Origin of the sequence: Kribbella soli, from assembly GCF_004331345.1 — a bacterium.
Classification (GTDB): domain Bacteria; phylum Actinomycetota; class Actinomycetes; order Propionibacteriales; family Kribbellaceae; genus Kribbella; species Kribbella soli.
Map to the genome: position 1 here is coordinate 30,428 of NZ_SJJZ01000007.1, position 20,662 is coordinate 51,089.

At 67.6% G+C, this 20,662-nt stretch carries 16 protein-coding genes; 6 read left to right on the forward strand and 10 right to left on the reverse strand.

Annotation, left to right across the window (positions count from 1 at the left end):
- Positions 1-20 precede the first annotated feature (20 nt).
- Positions 21-2,171, forward strand: coding sequence for an elongation factor G-like protein EF-G2 (locus E0H45_RS41885; protein WP_131348386.1), 2,151 nt, complete (start codon positions 21-23; stop codon positions 2,169-2,171).
- 1 nt (position 2,172) lies between these two features.
- Here the strand turns inward: E0H45_RS41885 and E0H45_RS41890 are convergent, their stop codons facing one another.
- Genes E0H45_RS41890 through E0H45_RS41900 form a run of 3 tightly spaced genes read right to left on the reverse strand, consistent with a single transcriptional unit; the run spans position 2,173 to position 4,753 of the window.
- Entirely contained in the window at positions 2,173-3,435 is a 1,263-nt protein-coding gene (locus tag E0H45_RS41890; RefSeq protein ID WP_131348388.1) for a tetratricopeptide repeat protein, read from the reverse strand.
- Positions 3,432-4,307 (reverse strand): tetratricopeptide repeat protein, encoded by an 876-nt coding sequence (locus E0H45_RS41895; RefSeq protein WP_131348390.1) that lies wholly within the window; start codon positions 4,305-4,307, stop codon positions 3,432-3,434. The genes E0H45_RS41890 and E0H45_RS41895 overlap by 4 nt, the downstream gene beginning before the upstream one ends.
- Positions 4,304-4,753 carry a hypothetical protein gene (locus E0H45_RS41900; protein WP_131348392.1) on the reverse strand — a complete coding sequence of 150 codons (450 nt, stop codon included), beginning with the start codon at positions 4,751-4,753 and terminating at the stop codon, positions 4,304-4,306. The genes E0H45_RS41895 and E0H45_RS41900 overlap by 4 nt, the downstream gene beginning before the upstream one ends.
- A gap of 57 nt (positions 4,754-4,810) precedes the next feature.
- Here E0H45_RS41900 and E0H45_RS41905 point away from each other — a divergent pair, with 57 nt between their 5' ends.
- Positions 4,811-5,215, forward strand: a complete 405-nt coding sequence (locus E0H45_RS41905) for an HIT family protein (RefSeq protein ID WP_131348394.1) — start codon at positions 4,811-4,813, stop codon at positions 5,213-5,215.
- On the opposite strand, the gene E0H45_RS41910 is transcribed toward E0H45_RS41905, so the two are convergent.
- The gene (locus tag E0H45_RS41910) at positions 5,208-6,350 is read right to left on the reverse strand and encodes an epoxide hydrolase family protein (protein ID WP_131348396.1); all 1,143 of its coding nucleotides are present in this window, start codon (positions 6,348-6,350) and stop codon (positions 5,208-5,210) included. The two genes, E0H45_RS41905 and E0H45_RS41910, sit on opposite strands and share 8 nt — an antisense overlap.
- 62 nt (positions 6,351-6,412) lie before the next feature.
- Between E0H45_RS41910 and E0H45_RS41915 the strand changes: the two genes are divergently transcribed.
- Complete coding sequence (locus E0H45_RS41915; RefSeq protein WP_131348398.1) at positions 6,413-7,375, forward strand: helix-turn-helix transcriptional regulator; 963 nt, start codon at positions 6,413-6,415, stop codon at positions 7,373-7,375.
- Here the strand turns inward: E0H45_RS41915 and E0H45_RS41920 are convergent.
- The 3 genes from E0H45_RS41920 to pgsA are packed head-to-tail and all read right to left on the reverse strand — an operon-like array spanning position 7,351 to position 10,005.
- Positions 7,351-8,451 (reverse strand): glycosyltransferase family 4 protein, encoded by a 1,101-nt coding sequence (locus tag E0H45_RS41920; RefSeq protein WP_131348400.1) that lies wholly within the window; start codon positions 8,449-8,451, stop codon positions 7,351-7,353. The genes E0H45_RS41915 and E0H45_RS41920 overlap by 25 nt on opposite strands.
- A 16-nt stretch (positions 8,452-8,467) precedes the next feature.
- Positions 8,468-9,334: a phosphatidylinositol mannoside acyltransferase gene (locus E0H45_RS41925; protein ID WP_131348402.1), complete on the reverse strand. Its 867-nt coding sequence runs from the start codon at positions 9,332-9,334 to the stop codon at positions 8,468-8,470.
- A gap of 2 nt (positions 9,335-9,336) precedes the next feature.
- Positions 9,337-10,005 (reverse strand): phosphatidylinositol phosphate synthase, encoded by a 669-nt coding sequence (gene pgsA / locus E0H45_RS41930; RefSeq protein WP_131348403.1) that lies wholly within the window; start codon positions 10,003-10,005, stop codon positions 9,337-9,339.
- Between the two features lie 109 nt (positions 10,006-10,114).
- Between pgsA and E0H45_RS41935 the strand changes: the two genes are divergently transcribed.
- The 3 genes from E0H45_RS41935 to E0H45_RS41945 are packed head-to-tail and all read left to right on the forward strand — an operon-like array spanning position 10,115 to position 12,973.
- The gene (locus tag E0H45_RS41935; protein WP_238155717.1) at positions 10,115-11,065 is read left to right on the forward strand and encodes a hypothetical protein; all 951 of its coding nucleotides are present in this window, start codon (positions 10,115-10,117) and stop codon (positions 11,063-11,065) included.
- Between the two features lie 57 nt (positions 11,066-11,122).
- Positions 11,123-12,040 carry a hypothetical protein gene (locus E0H45_RS41940; RefSeq protein ID WP_238155718.1) on the forward strand — a complete coding sequence of 306 codons (918 nt, stop codon included), beginning with the start codon at positions 11,123-11,125 and terminating at the stop codon, positions 12,038-12,040.
- A 12-nt stretch (positions 12,041-12,052) separates the two neighbouring features.
- Positions 12,053-12,973: a hypothetical protein gene (locus tag E0H45_RS41945; protein ID WP_131348405.1), complete on the forward strand. Its 921-nt coding sequence runs from the start codon at positions 12,053-12,055 to the stop codon at positions 12,971-12,973.
- Between the two features lie 129 nt (positions 12,974-13,102).
- On the opposite strand, the gene E0H45_RS41950 is transcribed toward E0H45_RS41945, so the two are convergent.
- From E0H45_RS41950 to thrS, 3 genes are all read right to left on the reverse strand, one after another.
- Positions 13,103-17,803: a P-loop NTPase gene (locus E0H45_RS41950; RefSeq protein ID WP_131348407.1), complete on the reverse strand. Its 4,701-nt coding sequence runs from the start codon at positions 17,801-17,803 to the stop codon at positions 13,103-13,105.
- Between the two features lie 142 nt (positions 17,804-17,945).
- Positions 17,946-18,515, reverse strand: a complete 570-nt coding sequence (locus E0H45_RS41955; RefSeq protein WP_131348409.1) for an HIT family protein — start codon at positions 18,513-18,515, stop codon at positions 17,946-17,948.
- Positions 18,512-20,533, reverse strand: coding sequence for a threonine--tRNA ligase (gene thrS / locus E0H45_RS41960; RefSeq protein WP_131348495.1), 2,022 nt, complete (start codon positions 20,531-20,533; stop codon positions 18,512-18,514). The genes E0H45_RS41955 and thrS overlap by 4 nt, the downstream gene beginning before the upstream one ends.
- Between the last annotated feature and the right edge of the window lie 129 nt (positions 20,534-20,662).

Consider the following 20,662-nt stretch of genomic DNA (forward strand, 5'->3'; position numbering starts at 1 on the left):
GGTGGACCAGGAGGAACGTCATGGCAGACAAGACGAACGCTTCCCAAGGCACCGGAGCCGCGCCCGCTGTGGACAGTCCGGCAGCCATCCGCAACGTGGTGCTGGTCGGCCCTTCGGGCTCCGGCAAGACCACCCTCGTCGAGGCCTTGCTGGTGGCCTCCGGAGTCCTGAACAGACCCGGCACCGTCCTGGACGGAACCACGGTGTGCGACTTCGACGACGCCGAGATCCGGCAGCAGCGCTCGGTCGGCCTGTCGCTCGCCTCCCTGCAGCACGACGGCGGCCAGGGAAAAGTCAAGGTGAACCTGATCGACACACCCGGGTACGCCGACTTCGTCGGTGAGCTGCGGGCCGGACTCCGCGCCGCCGACTGCGCGCTGTTCGTGATCTCGGCGAACGAGGGCGTCGACGAGCCGACCCGGACGCTCTGGCAGGAGTGCGACCAGGTGGGGATGCCGCGCGCGGTCGTGATCACCAAGCTCGACCACGCCCGGGCGAACTACCAGAACGCGCTCTCCACGGCGCAGAACGCCTTCGGCGACAAGGTGCTGCCGCTCTATCTGCCCGCTGGTGACGGGCTGATCGGGCTGCTGTCCCAGTCGTACTTCGAGTACGCCGATGGCAAACGTTCGACCGGGGAGCCGGACCCGTCGTACGCCGGCGAGATCGAGGAGCTGCGCGGCACGCTGATCGAGGGAATCATCGAGGAGTCCGAGGACGAGTCGTTGATGGACCGCTACCTCGGCGGCGAGGAGATCGACCAGAAGGTGCTGATCGAGGATCTCGAGCGCGCGGTCGCACGCGGCTCGTTCTTCCCGGTGGTCCCGGTCTGCAGCGCCTCCGGGGTCGGCACAGTGGAGCTGCTCGAGGTGATCACCAGCGGTTTCCCGTCGCCCCCCGAGCACAAGCTCCCGGACGTGTTCACCCCGCACGGGGTCGCCCGCCAGGGCCTCGCGTGCGACGTCTCCGGACCGTTGCTCGCCGAGGTGGTGAAGACGACGTCGGACCCGTACGTCGGCAGGGTCAGCCTGGTGCGGGTGTTCTCCGGCACCATCAGGCCCGACGCGACGGTTCACGTGTCGGGCCATTTCACGTCCTTCTTCGGTGACCACAACGGTGCGTCGCACGGACACGAGGACCATGACGAGGACGAGCGGATCGGCACGTTGTCGTTCCCGCTCGGCAAGACGCAGCGCCCGGCCGGGCAGGTGATCGCCGGTGACCTGTGCGCGATCGGCCGGCTGACCCGGGCAGAAACCGGTGACACGCTCTCCGACAAGACGGATCCGCTGCTGCTGAGGCCGTGGACCATGCCGGAGCCGTTGTTGCCGATCGCCGTCCAGGCGCATGCGAAGACCGACGAGGACAAACTCGGGGCCGGGCTGCAGCGGCTGGCGGCCGAGGATCCGACGCTGCGGATCGAGCAGAACCCGGAGACGCACCAGATCGTCCTGTGGTGCATGGGCGAGGCGCACTCGGACGTCGTACTGGACGCGCTGTCGAACCGGTACGGCGTGACCGTGGACACCGTCGAGCTGCGAGTGCCGCTGCGGGAGACGTTCGGCGGGCCGGCCAAGGGCCACGGGCGGCACGTGAAGCAGTCCGGCGGGCATGGTCAGTACGCCGTGTGCGACATCGAGGTCGAGCCGCTGCCGGGAGGGTCGGGCTTCGAGTTCGTCGACAAGGTGGTCGGCGGTGCGGTGCCGCGGCAGTTCATCCCGAGCGTCGAGAAGGGCGTCCGGGCGCAGATGGAGAAGGGCGTCGGGGCCGGGTACCCGATGGTCGACATCCGGGTCACGTTGCGCGACGGGAAGGCGCACAGCGTCGACTCGTCCGACATGGCGTTCCAGATGGCCGGCGGGCTGGCCCTCCGCGAGGCGGCGGCCGCGACCCGGGTCGCGATGCTGGAACCTGTCGACCTGGTGTCGGTGCTGGTGCCCGACGATCTCGTCGGCGCAGTGATGAGCGACCTGTCCGGGCGCCGCGGGCGGCTGCTCGGGACCGACAAGGTCGGCGAGAACAGGACCCTGGTGAAGGCCGAAGTACCGCAGGTGGAGATCACCCGCTACTCCATCGACCTCCGCTCGCTGTCCCACGGCTCGGCGTCGTTCAGCCGCGAGTTCTCCCGCTACGAGGCGATGCCGGACTCGGTCGCGTCGAGGCTGAAATGACCTAGGGCTTGGAGTCGCGGCTGAGGCGGCGGCGTACGTCGCGGGACTTGAGGTACGCCGCCACGTCGTCGTACCGCTCGCTCTGGTTGGCGAACTCGATGTATGAGCGCACGCGGTGCAGCCAGTCGAGCGTCGACGGCTTCACCGCGGTCAGCGCGTCAGTGAGATGCTGCATCGCGAGCGGCGGCTCGCCACCGCTCGAGAGCGCGTCGTCGATCACCTTGTCGACGCCGCGCTCGATCAGCGCGCGCAGGTCGGCGCCGCTGAACATCGCCGTCTGCGCGGCCAGCGCCTTCAGGTCGAGGCCGTCGGCCGGGACCTCCTTCGTCAGCACGGACAGGATGTCGGCGCGGGCCGGTTCGTCCGGCGGCGGCACGAAGATCACCCGGTCGAAACGGCCGGGGCGCAGCATCGCCTCGTCGACATCCCACGGCGCGTTCGTCGCGGCGAGCACCAGCAGGCCCTCGTTCTCGGAGCCGATCGCGTCCAGTTCCTGCAGCAGTACGTCGACCAGCCGGCGCGCCTCGGACCCGCCGTGCTTGTGTCGCGCGAACGCCAGCGCGTCCAGCTCGTCGAGGAACAGCACGCACGGCGCGTTGGCGCGGGCACGCTCGAACGCGGCGTGCAGGTTGCGCTCGGAGACCCCGAGGTACGGGTCCATCACGTCCTCGATCCGGACGTTGATGAACGGCAGCCCGCACTCCCCCGCGGTCGCCCGGGCGAGCAGCGTCTTCCCGCAGCCGGGCGGACCGTAGAGCATCACGCCGCCGCCGGACTTCCGCCCGTACTTCTCGTACAGCTCCGGCCGGCTGAGTGGGAGGATCACCATCCGGTGGATGACCCGCTTGATGTCCTCCATCCCACCGACCTGGTCGAAGGTGGTGGTCTCCTTGGGCGTATCCGGGATCAGCGGGTCCTGCTCGTCCTCCGGCCCGACCTTGATCCGTACGCCGCTGCGCTCGGCGATCATGCCGTCCACGAGCTGCTGCAGCCGCCCGGTCCCCTCGACGACGCCCCGCTGGCGAGCCGCTTCGAGCAGGTTCCGCAGCAGGGCGAGCCGCCCGTTCGCCGCGGCCAGTTCACCGACCGGCACGAACTGGTCGTCCGGCAGCCCGTGCTGATCCAGCAGTACGACGTACTGGTCGAGCGCCTCCTCGGTCTCACCGGCCGTCGCCAGCGACTCCGCGAGAACGAGCCGCAGCAGTACGTCGTCCGGGGCCGCGTCGACCGCTTTCCGCAGCGCCTCGATCCGGTCGTTACTCATGATCCCCATTTCCGGTTGATCCAGCGGCGGACCAGCGGTGGGACCACCCAGGAGTAGACGCAGAACCCCAGCCACACCATGGCGAAGGCGAAGGACAACGGCGCGAGGCCGGCCGCGCGGAGTCCGTAGATGACCGCGACCGCACCGACCCAGACGACCAGCGGATTGATGCGGGCGAACGGGCGCAGCGGAACCATCAGCGGGTGGTTGAACAGCTTCGCCTCGCGGGCGGCGGCCCGCAGGTCGGCGTCACCCGGTTGCGAGGCGGCGGCGGACCGCAGCGAGTTGTATCCGGCTCGCGAGTCGCCGGTCAGCATCGACGCCGTACCGTGCAACGCCCGCGCGTTCGGGTCCTCGGGGTCGTACGCCAACGCCTCGGTGCTGTGCCGGTGCATGTCGCGGTCCTTGCCGAGCGCGAACGCCACCTGCGCACGGGCAGCCGAGACCGCCACGCTCTCCGGCGCGTGCGACGCGGCACGCTCGACCAGGGCGCTCGCCTTCTCGGCCTGCCCGGCCGCCAGACAGACGTGGGCGTACCCGAGCAGCAGATCCGGATCGTTCGGGTCGAGGCTCAGGCCCTGCAGGAACGCGGCCTCGGCCTCGGGCAGACGGCCCTCCGAACGCAGCGCAGACCCGAGAACGTGAAGCATCGCGGGGAACGGGCCGTGCTGGGCGAGGCCGTCCCGCAGTACGTCGACCGCCTCGGCGTCCCGGTCCAGCGCGTGCAGCGCAGCGCCGCGGAACAGGAACGCGCGGTAGTCCACGGCCGCCTCGCCGGACAGCCCCTGCAGCTCGTCGAGCACACGCTCGGGGCGGCCGATCTGCAGCCAGTGCGCGGCCATCCGCAGCCGTGCCTCACTCGGTTCGTTCACAGCACCACCGTCACCAGGAAGAGGATCAACGCCTCGGCGATCGCGCCGCCGATCGTCACCGCGATCCCCCAGCCCCACAGGGATCCGTAGTCCGCGCCGCGCAATTGGAACGCGCGGTCCATCGGACGCTGCAGCCGGAGCTGGACCATGCAGCACAGTACGGCGACAACGCGGATGCTCACGCGGAGACCCGACGTGACGCCGGCGTCGTCGTACAGCAGGACGAACACGCCGATCACCGCGAGCATGCCGACCAGTCCGGTCAGCAGGATCAGCCGGCGTTTGGCAGCGTCGACACCGAGCCGGCCCGCGTTGAGGAAAGCCACGGTCGTGGACGCGAGCACGCCGCCGAAGAACGCGACGTACGTCTGGGACATCAGGCGCCACGGGCGCGCCGACATGTCCACGCCGGCGCCGACGGTCGGGCGCAGGAGTTCGTCCGGCATCGGGCTCCAGGTGCAGATGGGCAGAGGTTCGGCTCGCGCAGTGTATAGCCTGGGCCGATGAGCGAGAACTGCATCTTCTGCGGGATCGTGGCCGGCGCCATTCCCTCCACGCGGGTCGCCGAGACCGACCGGGCGATCGCGTTCATGGACATCAACCCCGGCACGCCCGGACACCTGCTGGTGGTGCCGCGCGAACACTCGACCGATCTCCGCGAGGCCGCTCCCGAGGACCTCACCGCGGCGACGCTGCTCGCCCAGTCGCTGGTCTCCCGGGTGATCGACCGCCTGGACGCCGACGGCGCCAACCTGCTGAGCTGCATCGGCGCCGAGGCGTGGCAATCCGTGTTCCACACCCACCTGCACGTCATCCCCCGCTACAAGGACGATCCCCTCCAGCTCCCCTGGCACCCGACGCCTGGAGACCTGGAGGAGATCAACGCAACGGCCGCCAAGCTCACCTGAGCGAGGAGAAGAACTCGCGGAGGTCCTGAGCGAGCAGGTCCGGCGCGTCCTGGGTGGCCCAGTGGCTGCCGCGGTCGAACTCGTGCCAGGACACGATGTTCGCGTGGTCCCGCTCAGCGAACCGACGGAGCGGCCGGAAGTCGAACGCGAAGCTGGCCAGCGCGGTCGGCGCGGTGGTCGGCTCCTTCGGGTGATCGGCGTGCTTGTCCTCGTAGTAGAAGCGCGCGGACGACGCGGCGGTGTTCGTCAGCCAGTAGATCGTCGCGTTGGTCAGGACGTGCTCGTCGGCGCAGCTGCTGAGCAGCTGCGCGATCCACGCGAGCTGACCGGTCGGCGAGTCTGCCAGCGCGTGGGCGATGTTCTGCGGCGCCTGCTCCTGCAGCTTGGCGTACGCGCCCAGGTTCTCGTTGAAGAACTGCAGGAAGTGCAGGTACCCCTGCTCCTCCTCGGTGAGGTTCTCCAGCTCCGCCGGGTCCCCGCTCGGGAACGAGAACAGCTGGGTCACGTGTACGCCGATCACATGCTCCGGATCGACCCGTCCGACCTCCGGGGACACGTAGGACCCGCCGTCGTTGCCATGAGCGCCGTACCGCTCGTAGCCGAGCCGGCGCATCAGCTCGGCCCACGCCGCCGCCACCCGGTACCTGTTCCAGCCGCGGTCCTTCGTGGGACCGGAGAAGCCGAAACCTGGGACGGTCGGGATGACCAGATGGAACGCCTGCCCGCCGTTCTGCGGGTTGGTCAGCGGCTCGATCAGGTCGACGTACTCGAGCGACGTGTTCGGCCAGCCGTGGGTGAGGATCAGCGGGATCGCGTCCGGGTCGGCCGAGCGGAGGTGGAAGAAGTGCACGTTCTGACCGTCGATCTCGGTCACGAACTGCGGGTAAGAGTTCAGCCGCTCCTCCCACTTCCGCCAGTCGTACGACGTCAGCCACTGCTCGGTCAGGCGCCGCACGTAGGACAGCGGCACGCCGTACTCCCACTCGGGAGGCAGCGGTCCGGTCTGGACGGCGCCGGTGTAGTCGATGTCGAGCTCGCTCGCCCACCGGGTGCGGGTGAGGCGGTCACGCAGGTCGTCCAGCTCGGCCTGCGGAACGTCGATGCGGAAGGGCCGGATCTCGGTGTTGTTCGTCATGTCTTCACGCTAGAAGCCCATTAGGCGAGTTAGCTTCCTAATGATCTGCCAGACTTTCGGACATGATCGAGACCTCGGCGAGGCTCCTGAAACTGCTCACGTTGTTGCAGTCGCCGCGCGACTGGACCGGCGCCGAGCTGGCAGCGAAGTTGCAGGTCAGCCCCCGGACCGTGCGGACTGATGTCGAGCGGCTGCGGTCGCTCGGCTACCCGGTTGACGCCACCCGCGGCTCCGTAGGTGGTTATCGGCTGGGAGCGGGGGCTGCACTGCCGCCGTTGCTGCTGGACGATGACGAGGCCGTGGCGGTGGTAGTCGGGCTCCGGAAGGCGGCCGGCGTTGCTGGAGTGGAGGAGATCTCGCTGCGTGCGTTGAGCAAGCTGGAGCAGGTCCTGCCATCGCGGCTGCGTCGGCGGGTCAACACCCTCGCGAGCTACACAGTGCAGGTGCCGCCGGATCAGGTGGGTCCACAGGTCGATCCAGAGCTGCTGACGCAACTGGCTGCACTCTGTCGGGACCGGGAGCAGTTGAGATTCGACTACCTGGCGCATGGCGGGTCGGAGACGCTCCGGCGCGTCGAGCCGCACCGGCTGGTCAACTGGGGCCGGCGCTGGTACCTGGTCGCGTTCGACCTGGAGAGAAACGATTGGCGGACGTTTCGGGTGGATCGGGTGCGGCCGCGGATTCCGACCGGTCCGCGGTTCGCTCCACGCGAGCTACCCGAGGATGGTGACGTGGCGGCCTACGTGTCTCGGCGGGTGTCTGCTGCGGCCTGGCGGTACCGGGCATCCGTGGAGGTCGCCGTACCTGCGTCGATGCTTGCTGAGCAGCTCACGGCTGCCGTTGGGGTGGTCGAGCCGATCGATGCGGGGCGGTGTCTGCTGCAGACAGGTGCTGACAGTGTGCAGACTCTCGCGGTGCACCTCAGTCTGCTCGACGCGGACTTTGTCGTGCTCGAAGGTCCTCCGGAGCTGACGGCGTACCTGGAGCGGCTGGCCGAGCGCTACCGGCGCGCAACGAGCTCGTAGACGGACAGCAGTTCCGGCAGCAGGACGGACCAGTCGTACTTCGGTACGGCGGCCAGCCCTACGGACCGGAGCTGCTCGCGCTCATCGGGCCGACGCAGCAGCCGGAGAGCACGAGCCGCCAGCTCCCCCGCGTTCCCGGGCTCGAACAACTCCCCCAGCTGCCGGCCCTCCAGCACGTGCCGGAACGCGGGCAGGTCACTCGCCAGCACCGGCGCGCCCGCAGCCATCGCCTCCAGCAACACGATGCCGAAGCTCTCGCCGCCGAGATGCGGGGCGACGTACAGATCCGAGCCGGCGAGCATGTCCGCGCGAGCCTCGTCGTCGATCGCGCCCAGGAACAGCACGTTGTCGTGATACCGCCGCCGCAACGCCTCGTCAGCTTGACCTGATCCGGCGACCAGGACCTTCAACCGTGGACGCTCGGCGATCAACGCCGGTACGGCGTCCAGCAGCACGCCGAGGCCCTTGCGCGGCTCGTCGAGCCGGCCCAGGAAGCTGATCGTGCCGTCCTCGCCCATCCACTCCGGACGCGGGCTGCCTTTGAACCGGGCGGTGTAGAGCCCGTTCGGGATCACTACAGCCTCGCCGCCGATGTGCTGCACCATCATCGACCGGGCGTTCTCGGAGACCGCGATCCGGGCGTCGATCTTCTCCAGCGCCGGCCGGAGCAGGCTGGACGCGACGCTCATCGCCCGGGACCGGACCTGCCAGGTGTGGAACGTGGCGACGAAGGGCCCGTCGGCGGACCACAGCGCAATGATCGACGCACTCGGGGTGGTCGGCTCGTGGACGTGGACCACGTCGAAGTTCCCGTCGGCGAGCCAGCTCTTCACACGCGCCGCCGTCCGCGGACCGAACGTCACGCGGGCGACCGACCCGTTGTACGGCACGCCGACGGCCCGTCCGGACGAGACGACGTACGGCGGGATCGCGCTGTCCGGCGACGCGTCGTCGACCGGGGCCAGGACCGACACCTCGTGCCCGAGGGCGAGCAGCGCTTCGGCGAGGTCGCGGACGTGGTTCTGCACCCCGCCGGGCGTGCCCAGCGAGTACGGGCAGACCACGCCGATCCTCATAAACCCGATTCTCGCGCTAGTCCATGAAGATGCGCTGCAGCATGTGCCAGTCCTGCGGGTGCTCGGCTATGCCGATCGCGAAGGCGTCGGCGCAGCGCTGGGTCATCGACGCCGCGCCGCCGTCGGGCTCGACCACGTCATGGAAGGTGATGACGAGATCCGGGCCGTCGTAGTGCAGCGTCGCCGGAATCAGCGGGGCGCCGGTCTTCAGACTCAATGCGGCCGGTCCGGCCGGCATCCGCGACGGCCGGCCGAAGAACGTCACCGGGACACCGCGCTCGGACAGGTCCCGGTCGGCGACCAGGCACACGAATCCCCCGGCCCGCAGGCGATCCGCGAGTACGCCGGTGACGTCGTCGTCACCGCCCGTCAGCGGCAGCACCTCCATACCGAGTTTCTTCCGGTACGCGATGAAGCGGTCGAACAGCGACTCCGGCTGCAGGCGTTCCGCGACCGTCGACACCGGCATCCCGGTCAGCCCTGCCCAGGCACCCGCGTGGTCGTAGTTCGCCAGGTGCGGCAGCGCGCAGATCACGCCCTGCCCCGCGGCGTACGCGTCCCGCAGCACCTTCTCGTTGACCGTCCGGACCCGGCCGACGATCTGCTCGTCGGACCACTCGGGCAGGCGGAACGCTTCCTGCCAGTAGCGCAGGTACGACCGCAACCCGGCGTGCGTGAGCTCGTCGACCTCGGCCTCGCCGGCTTCCGGGCGTACTGCGGCCAGGTTGCCGCGCAGTCGCCGTACGCCGCGGCCGTTGCGGCGGAACGTGCGATCCGCCGCCTGCCGGAACAGCCACACGACGGTCCGCTCGGGCAGGCGTCGTACCAAGGTCCAGGCGAGTGCGAAGGCCAGATCGACCGCCCGTTGCCGCAGACCGTCCATCGTCAGTCGGTCTTCGGCTCCGCCGGCGGGGACGGCGGGGTGTCCAGCCCCGAGTTGGCCGGGTCGGCCAGGACCTGCTTGCGCACCGAGAGCGACCGCTGGACAACGGTGATCGTGCTCGCCGCGGCGAGGTACCAGATCACGATCTCCAGCAGGATCGGCAGATCGAAGACGTCGGAGAAGAACGCCAGGACCAGCGTGAGCACCAGGCGGTCCGCGCGCTCGGCGAGGCCACCGCTCGCCTTCAGGCCCAGGCTTTCGGCCTTGGCCCGCGCGTACGACGTGACCGCGCCCATCACCAGCGCCCACAGCGTCACGGCCGCCATCAGCGTCGAGTCGCCGGCCCGCGAGTTCGCGTAGTACATCACCAGGCCGCCATAGACCGCGCCGTCGGCGATCCGGTCCAGCGTCGAGTCGAGGAACGAGCCCCACTTCGACGACGTACCCGACGTCCGGGCCATGTGGCCGTCGATCAGGTCCGAGAACACGAAACAGGTGATGACCACCGTGCCGATCCACAGCTGGCCGCGCGGGAAGAAGATCAGCGCCCCGGCGGACACACCGATGGTGCCGACCAGCGTGACCACGTCGGCGCTCACGCCGAGCTTGAGCAAGAGGGTGGCGATCGGCGTGATCACCTTGGTCCAGAACTGCCGGAATCTGTTAAGCATGGCGACGCGATCGTAGTTCACCCGGCCGGCGCACCGGTGACAAGGCACGGGTTTCGGCCTGCGCGGAGCCTTCGCACGGGGGATGCTGGTGGGTGAGGAGGTGACCGCCATGCGTCGCAGACAGCTCGCGGGCGCGCTCGTCCTCCTCCTGGCGGCTGGTGGTTGCTCGGTCGCCCAGCGCGCGAACGGCACGGCTCCGGCTCCCCTGCCACCCTCGGTGATCATCCCGACCGCCATCGCTCCCCCGCAGCCCGAGGGGCTGGACGGTACGTCGGGAGCGCGCGGGCCACAGGTGTGTACGGCGATCACGCGGCCGCTGACCACGAAGTTCCGCGGCCCGGTGACGGCCAAGCCGAACGCCTGGAACGACGGTGGTCTTCCGGCGTTGGACCTCTGCACCCTGCTGCTCGGAGACCTGCCGGTCACCATCGGCGTGAGCGCGCTGCCGATCCAGCCCGACACACTCAGCCGGCTCGTGGAGAATCCCGGGGCGGTCGAGCCGCTGCCGGAGCTCGGGCCGGAAGCGACCGTCAGCGAGTCGCGGATCGTCTTCCGGGTCGCAGACCGTGCGGTGCGGATCAGCCCGGCCGGCGGCATCGACCGCGATCCCGCGGACGGGATCGAGAAGGCACGAGCGATCGCGATCGCGCTGGCCGCGCGGGACGCCGTACCCCGTACCCTGCGGCCGGCCCGGCAGGCGGACGAGACGTGTCAGCTGTCGACCTCGGCGGCCGAGCGGTTCATCCGGCTGCAGGTGCAGCTGCGGCGGGACTATCGGGTGAAGGGCGCGCTGACCTGCATCTGGGGAACGTACGACGCGACCGTGTCGATCGTGGAGGCGTTCGACCAGCCGACGATCCCGGAAGCGCAGCGGGTGCCACCACCACGGTTCGCACCGATCGGGCAGCCCGGCTACTACATCCCCGAGGCCGGCGAGCTCGTGTTCCGCCAGGGTCGCCGGGTCGTCCGCGTCACCGCGCTCACGAACCCCCCGCGCGAGGTCACGCTCGCGACGCTCACCAACCTGGTCGACCCGATGCTCCCGCTCTTCTTGCGCTGAACTTTCCGGTCCAGACCAGCGTCCAACCACCATCTGTCAGTAATGGGGGTGGTGGAAATGCGCACACTTCTCAGGTACGGCGGGTTGATGGCCGCCGCGACGCTCACCACGGGACTGCTCACGGCCGGCACGGCGACGGCGGAGCAGAGCGCGACGACGGCGCCGTGCAGGATCTCAGTCGGCTCGGTGACGGCCGGCGGAGATCACCGGATGCAGACCTTCGCGGCGACCGCGCCGGTCACGAAGGTCACCGACAAGATCGTCGCGAAGGACGTCTACGCGGACGGCCAGACGCGGCTCAGCGCGGCCGTCAGGTACGGCCCGGGCGAGGGCTCCGAGCTGCACACCGGCCAGGTGGTGCTGGGATCGGTGCTGTACGACTTCTCGTACCGGACGCCGACCGGCGGCGGGACGGTGTCGCAGAAGGTGCTCACGCGAGTCGGGCCGGGCTGGCAGAACTACCGGAGCCTTGACCGCTCGACGGTAGGGGCACTCTCGGTCGAATGGTCGCTGACCAACGACGGGGCGGAGCTGGAACGCCGCACCGTCAAGACCGAGAACGGGCGGATCTACCGTCACATGGACGGTTGGGCGTCCAACTTCCGCGGCGTGAAAGGGATGGCGTTGATCAGCCAGACCTCGACGTACGACACGTTCCTGATGACGCACAGCACCGGCCGGCTGTACACCGCCCGCCTCCCGCGCGTCAGCGGGCACATCATCCAGCCGGTAGTGAAGCCGATCCGGATGTCGACCTGGGGGGTGTTCGAGACGCTGGTGGCCGCACCGTGCGGTCAAGGCACGATCGTCCTCGGCATCGACCGCGACACCGGCAACGGCTACCTGTACTCCGTTGGCCACGCCAACGGACTCTCGACGGTCATCAAGGGCCTCGGCAAGGCTCCCGGCACGTTCAAGGACCCGGTGTACTTCAGCTGGACCAAGTTTGGCGACCCGCTGCTCTTCGGCGAGTGACCTGGGGGACAAATGAACAACTGGACGAAATACGGCGCGGTTCTGGCCGCGGGGGTTCTCAGCGCTGGTCTCCTGACCGGACCGGCGTCAGCGCAACCCAGCAGCACCGCCCGTGAATGCGGGCTCAATCTCGGATCGGTGACGGCCGGCGGCGATCACCGAGAGCAGGTCATCACGGCCGACGGTGATGTGGCCGACAACCGGATCGTCGCCAAGGACCTATTTCCCGACGTGCAGGTCCGTCTGCACGCGACGCTCCGGTACGGCGCCGCAGAGGTCGGCGGCACGGCGCACCAGGGCCCGGTCATCATGGGCTCGACGATGTACGACAGCAGTTACCTGACGGCGGACGGCTCGGGGGCCGTGACGGAGAGGCAGCTCACCCGGGTCGGGCCCGGCTGGCAGGTCTACCGGAGTCTCGACCGGTCGACGTACGTCACCGCGACCACGCAGCGGGACACGGAGTACTCGCTGCACAACGACGGCACGCTGTACCGCCGGAACGTCACCTACAAGAACGGTGTCGCGAGCCGGCAGATCACCGGATGGCAGTCCGGCTACCGGGGCGTGAAGGCGATGACGCTGATCAGCCAGACCTCGACGTACGACACGTTCCTGATGACCCTGACCTCCGGCAAGCTGTACACGGCCCGGCTGCCGTTGGCCGGCGGGCACATCATCCCCGGGGTGGTGAAGCAGGTCCGGGGCTCGACGTGGCAGGGGTTCGAGACGCTGGTGGCGGCCGCGTGCGACAACGGCGTACTCCTGCTCGGCATCGACAAGGACACCGGGTCCGCCTACCTGTACAACGTTGGGCACGCCAACGGTACCGCGACCTCGATCAAGATGATCCGCAAGGTGCCCGGCTCGTTCAAGGAGCCGGTCTACTTCCACTGGCAGCTGTTCACCGGCGAGCGACTGGCCGGCGACTGATCCTCAGCAACAGCGACTGGTTCAAGGGTTCGGCCCGGCTCTTCGGAGCCGGGCCGAACTTTTTCGGTCATGACCGTTCCGGTGACCATGGGGCACGCCACTCCTGGCACTCGACACGGACAGCCGACCCTAAGTGCGGACAATCTCACCTGCATCGGTCTGCTCTACGCGGAATCCCAGGCCGACTACAGCCACCCTCAGCTTCCCACCGAAATCTGCCTTGAACTCCTTGTAGCCTGTTGGCCCCAAGATGTCCTGCAGAGCCTCGCCGAGTGTCAGCAGCGGAAGCTCTACCTCCGCTGACGCTGCCGCCTCGATCAACTCCTCGACCACCCGCCTGCGGTCGCCGTTGTGTCCCCGACTGCTGCGCAGTGCCGCGAGCAACGCGGGATCGATCCGGAACCTGCGTGCCTTGGGCGAAGGTTCCGGAGCGGGCTCGCTCTCGTCCACTGCATCCTCCGGCTCTTCCACCGGAGGCGCTTGGACCGTCGCGGCCACGCGATCAACCGGCCTGGTCACCCGGTCCAGATCCGCTCCCTTCAAGGCATCCGGCTCTTCGCCGGGGTAGGTCGGTTCCCATGCTCTGAGACCTTCGTAGCTGAAACCGAGGTAGAACTCGATCGACGCGTTGACGTCGCGCGACTGGCGAAACTTGTTTCGCGGCGTGAAGAACGCCCGAAGCTTGCCGTTCGAGACGCGGACCAGGCCCGCCTGCGGACTGCGAATCTCCTCGATGATTCCAGACACCCGGCCGAGTTCATGCGGCCTGTTCCAGAAGGCCACCGGGCCGCGCCTCAGAGTTCCGAGTTCGCTGTAATGAACGAGAGGATGACTCCGCCCTTCGACACCGAGCCATTCGAAACTCCACTGTCGCCGTTCCTGCTTGCCCAGGCGGCTGCATTCTTCGAGGAAGAAGCGTATGCGATTCTGATCGCGGGCATCGCCGCGATACCACGTCAAGAAATGCAATATGTACATGTAGTAGTTGGCATCAAGGCTCTTCTTCTCGGTCGCGTACCACCCGAGTCGTTCCATCGCATCGGCGTCGGTGTACTCCGGGAGCCGGCGGTACGACTGGAACCACAACCTCAGATCCGCATCGCTCGCCCGGCCGTCGCGAACTCTGCCTTCCGCCATCTGGGCGATGGTCCGCATGTCGTCCGCGGACACCAGCGACCAGTCACGGTGCGCACTCGAGTACAGGGTCCGCGCGATCGCCAGATCGATATCCGGCGAGTCGGACCGCTCCTCCCGCATCCGGCGCCACTCCTCGACAAGACGCTCGACGTCGCCGTAGAGCAGATCCAGCTGCTGGTTCAGCTTCTTGTAGTAGTCGTCCTCGCTGTCGAGATCGCGAAGGTTGCTGAGCAGGCTTTCGGCGAGCGCGATCTGCTTGGTTGCCCACAGGCTCGCCGGACTGTTCAGTGCGACAAAATCGACGAGGCTGCCCTCTCCCGACGATCGCCAGAGCTTCTCCACCACGGTCGCGATCAACTGAATCGGCGTCACCCACGCGTACTCGCTCCCGCGCCGCCTGCCAGCCTCACCGAACGCCTCGATCGCGAGATCGAAGAGCGGCGAGATGTCGGAGAGAATCGCCTCGGGCGTGTACTTGCCCTGATCGCTGCGCAGTAGTTCGTCGATCCGGTTCTCGACCCAGAATCGGCGGACCATGCCGAGCGTATGGAAATGCGTCGAATCGCTGCCGTGCGACTTCTCGACGGCTTTCTGCACATACTCCTCGGCGCGACGGAAGTCGCCACGCACGCGGTAGATATGGTAGCGGCCACGGTGGTTCCAGAAATGTGGATTGTTCGGGCACCGGTCGGTCAGTTCCTTGAAGACCATCTCGGCGGCTTCCATCGGCATGGCCTGAATCAGTTCAGAAAAGCTGTCCCCCCGCCTGCCGTCGGACGACCAACTGGTGCGCCTGATGAACAGTTCCCCGAGCAGCCGCGCTGCGGTGTCGCTGTCCGGTCCGACCACACTCGTGACCTTGCGGATGAAATTCACAGATATCTGACCGAGACCGGGCTGCTCGCCGCCGGCGATCCCGTCCAGGACCTGTTCAGCGATCAAGGGATGGAGCAATCGGAGCGAGCTGTTCTCAACCACGACCAAGTGCCGTAGGTCCGGACCGAGCAACTCGGTCAACGCGTCGTCGGATTCCTCGCCGACCGGCCGGCTCGACGGCGAGAGCCACACTCTCACCAGGGCGAGAGGGAGTCCACGACCTTGGCCGTAGCGCGTGATCAAGGCCAGGTGTCGTGCCACCTCGCGCTGACCCGATGTGAGCCGTTGCAGATGATTCCGAACGTACGGGACGAGGCCCTCGAACTGCTCGTCGTACACGAGCAGGCCCAGATAGAACGGAGACAGCTTCGATGCTGGAACCAGCTCGCCGGATTCGCCCACCCGGAGTTCGTCCAGCGCGTGCCTCGCCCGGTCGGTCTCGGCCCGTTGCCTGTACTCACGAATGAAACGCGCCAGCTCGTTTCCTTGGAGTGGATCCATCAGGCTGTGCCGGCGACCGCGGCTCACGTTCGTGCGATTGATCCACAGGAATACTGCGCGGGAGTTCCGCTGTCTCAGATCCTGGAGCAGGTCCTCTCTGTCCGATTCCGACAGAATTGCCGCCTCCGCAACGATGAAGGCGGACAGACCGGTCTCTTGATAGATCTCGTCGATCCGGTCCGCCGTCGTCGTCGAGTATCCGCGCAGGATGGCGGTCGGATGCGAGAGATGGAGGTCCCAAGCTACTCGCCGAGTCAGCGATGTTCCGCCCGCGCCCGGCGAGTGGTCGAGTGTGACGATGCTGAGCTGATGGGTGTCGAGCCGGTCGGCGATATCCCGGGTCAACGGCAGCAGCGCATCGCGACGAATGTCGATCGCGGCAGCGAGCTCCGCCCAGGTGGGCGTGCGCCCGCGCCAGAATTCGTCGGTCAACGGCTCGATACTCGACTCGGCCTCTTCGATGACCTCTGAATGCAGGAGCTCCAGATCGACGCCAAGACGATTGAGATCCACCCGGGACAGCCGCCAGCTCCCGTTCAGCCCAGGCAGCGTTACTTGCGGTCCGACAATCGGCGGCAGCGACTCGGCAATGGTCTTGGTGAAGACATCGAGATCGAAGCCGTCGAAGGCCGGCGCCTGTGCGAGATCCACCCTGAGTGCGATTCCGCCATAAACCTCGTCGATGTAGTCGACGACCTGATCGATATGCGGGCTGTGCTGTCCGGAGCGCAGACACATCACACCGACCGACTGGTTCGGAGTGCCGTTGTAGGTCGCGTCGACCAGGGCGCGGACCCTGTGGAGAGAGCGCTTCCGGCGCCAGTCCTCAATCGACACTGAGCCTTCCTCGTTGTGGGACTTCCAGCCGTTGGCCATGCACCAGTTCGTGGCAAGGACGGGCGAGACAGGCTGTTCGTTCGCTCCGAACAGACTCACGTGCCGCTGGTTCCGCAGCTTCGCAAGCATCACGTGGGCGAGCCCTGTGGAGTCGCTGTCCGGATCGAGGTCGATCACGTTCGTCCAGCGCCCTCGCGCCAACGCCGCCAGCTCCGGAGCGGCTGACACACGATCGGCGATCAGGATCAGGTCCATCGAACTATGAGCGTCACGGAACGGCGTCCACAGCTTTACTGCCTCCGCCGCCGTCAGGACCTTCGCATCTGGCGTCTGCCGCGAATCGGCCGCACTCATCCCCCCCGCGACCGCCAGCCACAGGGGCGGGTAGAACTCGCGGAGCAGCAGCCGCAATGCCCAGGCTGCACTGATGATGCATGCGCGCCGCACGTCTGCCGAGTCGAGAGGTTTCGCAGCCCAATCCAGACCGGCCGCCACTCGCGCCAGCAGATACTGACGCCGCCAGACGTCAGGACGCTTCGGTTCCAGCTCTTCGAGGGTTGCGGTCGCCGCTTCTCTGACGCTCCTCAGCTGTCGTACCAGTCCGCTGTCGGCACCGTCCAGGTCGACCTGGATCACCGCTTGTGCGGAGTCGAGACGAGACAGGACGGGAACGATCCGTCCAGCGCTCAGAGTGTTCATGCCGTGCACCAGAAGCGACAGCTCGAGATAGGCGTGGTCGAACAGCAACGGCGTCGGATCGACCTTGTCGACATCGATCAGCCAGTACCGCAGATCATTGGTCAGCGCCGATCCGCACACCAGGATGTTCCGCAGGTGAAGGTCGCCGTGCACCGCTCCCTCGAAGCAGGCGAGTTCGCCGTCGCGGAAATCCATGCGGCTCAGGACCTTCAACGGATTCGGGAGCAACTCCCCCTCGTAGGTAAAAGCCGAGTCCGACCAGCCTTGTTCAGCCAGGAGTGCGGCGATCCTCGCACCCCTACGATTTGACGGAAAGCCGGATCCCAGCCACTGATGCATCACCTCGTGCAGCAACAGCCGATAGTTCGGCGGCCCTGCGGTTGCTATCTGGTCACGCAGCAGATCGCCTGCGGCCCGCCCGCAGATCTCGGTCCTGTCCTCGAAATCGACACGTTCCGCCGAGCGAGCGCTCTCGAGTGAGTAGCCGGCCACGTCATAGACATCGACCGAGATCCCCGCGTCAGCTACCGAGTAGATCAGGCTCGGCACGTGGTCGCTCGCGAACGTCTCGAGCCCGGCGACAAATGCTTGATGTGCGTTTGCCTGGCTCTTCCCCGTCGAGTGCGCGACCTTGAGGACAAACTGGCCGTCCAGTTGGTGACCATCGAGATCACCGACCCCGTCGATATCGCAGAGGCTGACCTCTGCGTCCGTGTATCCGCCCCCCAGGGCTTTCAGTAGTGTCACTCTCGCCGATGCGGGGAGGCGGCTGTTCAGCAACCTCAATCCCTCATCGAGCAGATCCTGACTTGTGCTTATGCTCTTATCCGATAGGTCCCCACCCATGTGGCGTAGGTTACATGGATGGTTGCGGAGAGGTACATATCCAGCCTCTACTCAGCCCGATGTCTGCGCCAACTCGTTACGGCCAGGACTTCGCGAGGAGCGCGCGGGTGTCCGGGAGGAGTTGGGGCAGGACCTTGGTGTGGGCGATGGCGGGCATGAAGTTGGTGTCGCCGGCCCACCTCGGGACCACGTGCTGGTGCAGGTGGGCGGCGATGCCGGCGCCGGCGATCTCGCCCTGGTTCATGCCGATGTTGAAGCCCTGCGCCCCCGACACCGTGCGGATCGCCTGCATCGCCTGCCGGGTCAGCGTGGAGACGTCGGCGACCTCCGCGTCGGTCAGCTCGGTGTAGTCCGCGACGTGCCGGTACGGCACGACCATCAGGTGGCCCGGGTTGTACGGGTACAGATTCAGGACGGCGTACGCCGCCTCACCGCGGTGCACGATCAACGCGTCCGCGTCCGGCAGCCCCGGCAGCCGGCAGAACGGGCAGCCCGCGCCGGCCTCGGAGCTCGTCGGCTTGTTCTCCCCCTCGATGTACGCCATCCGATGCGGTGTCCACAACCGCATGAACGGATCGGGGGCCCCGACCCCATCCTGCCGCACCAGTTCTTCAGGTGTGTACGGCGAGTCGGGGTTGTCCGTCATACCTGGACGCGCTTCTGCACGGACTCGACGATCTCGGCCACGGCGTCGGCGATCGGTACGCCGTTCTTCTGCGTGCCGTCGCGGTACCGGAAGGAGACCGATCCGGCCGACATGTCGTCGTCGCCGGCGATCAGCATGTACGGCACCTTGGCCTTCTGGGCGTTCCGGATCTTCTTCTGCATCCGGTCGTCGGACGCGTCGACCTCGATCCGGATCCCCTGCGCCTTCAGCTGCTTGGCGATCTCGAACAGGTAGTCCACGTGCCCGTCGGTGATCGGGATGCCGATCACCTGGACCGGGGCCAGCCAGGGCGGGAACACACCGGCGTAGTGCTCGGTCAGCACCGCGACGAACCGCTCGATCGAGCCGAAGAGCGCACGGTGGATCATCACCGGCCGCTGCCGGGAGCCGTCCGGCGCGGTGTACTCCAGCCCGAATCGCTCCGGCAGGTTGAAGTCCAGCTGGATCGTCGACATCTGCCAGGTCCGGCCGATCGCGTCCCGGGTCTGGACGGAGATCTTCGGGCCGTAGAACGCGGCGCCGCCCGGGTCCGGGACCAGCTCGAGACCGGAGCCCTCGGCAACTTCCCGGAGCGTCTCGGTGGCCTCCTCCCAGACCTCGTCGGAGCCGACGAACTTGTCCGGGTTCTTGGTGGAGAGCTCGAGGTAGAAGTCGTCCAGGCCGTAGTCGGCGAGCAGGCCGAGCACGAACGTCAGCAGCTTGCGCAGCTCGTCGCGCATCTGCTCACGGGTGCAGTAGATGTGCGCGTCGTCCTGGGTGAAGCCGCGGGCCCGGGTCATGCCGTGCACGACGCCGGACTTCTCCAGCCGGTAGACCGTGCCGAACTCGAACAGCCGCAGCGGCAGCTCCCGGTACGACCGGCCGCGGGCGGCGAAGATCAGGTTGTGCATCGGGCAGTTCATCGGCTTCAGGTAGTAGTCCTGGCCCTGCTTGCGGATCTGCCCGTCCGCGCCACGCTCCTCGTCCAGGTGCATGGGCGGGTACATGCCGTCGGCGTACCAGTCCAGGTGACCGGAGGTCTCGAACAGCTGGCCCTTGGTGATGTGCGGCGAGTAGACGAACTCGTAGTCGTCCTCGACGTGCCGCTGGCGGGAGTAGTCCTCCATCACCTTCCGCAGCACGCCGCCCTTGGGGTGGAACACCGCGAGACCGGAGCCGATCTCGTCCGGGAAGCTGAACAGGTCGAGCTCGGTGCCGAGCTTGCGGTGGTCGCGCTTGGCGGCCTCCTCGAGCCTTGTCAGGTACGCCTTCAGCTCGTCGCGGGACTCCCAGGCGGTGCCGTAGATCCGCTGCAGCTGCGGGTTCTTCTCGCTCCCCCGCCAGTACGCCGCCGCCGTACGCATCAGCTTGAAGTTGCCGAGGTAGCCGGTGGCCGGGACGTGCGGGCCGCGGCACAGGTCCTTCCAGGCGACGCTGTCGTCGCGCCGGACGTTGTCATAGATCGTCAGCTCACCGCCACCGACCTCCACCGAAGCGCCCTCGGCCGCGTCGGCCGCGGAGCCCTTGATGCCGATCAGCTCGAGCTTGTACGGCTCGGTCGCGAGCTCGTCGCGGGCGTCGTCGTCGGAGACCACCCGGCGGCTGAACCGCTGCCGCTCCTTGATGATCTGCTGCATCTTCTTCTCGAGCTTGGTCAGGTCCTCCGGCGTGAACGGCGTCGGTACGTCGAAGTCGTAGTAGAACCCGTTCTCCACCGGCGGGCCGATGCCGAGCTTGGCCTCCGGGAACAGGTCCTGCACCGCCTGCGCGAGGACGTGCGCGGTCGAGTGCCGGATGATCGCCCGGCCGTCCTCCGACGCCGCCTTGACCGGCTCGATCTCGTCGCCGTCGGCGACCACCCGGGACAGGTCCCGCAGCTCACCGTTGACCCGGGCGGCGATGGCGGAGCGGTCCTGGCCGAAGATTCCGGCGAACAGCTCCCCGATCGTCGTCGTCTCGGTCACACTCCGCTCAGCCTCGCCCTCGACGCCGATCAGATGGACCTTGACTTCCGACACGTTCACTCCTCGGGTCTCGACCAGCCGATTACCGGTCACGCCACAGATGGTATCGACATCGCGGCGACCGCCTGACGCCGTATCCACAGGTCCGCCGATCTGACGAAAGTAGGGGGCAGCACCAGCCGA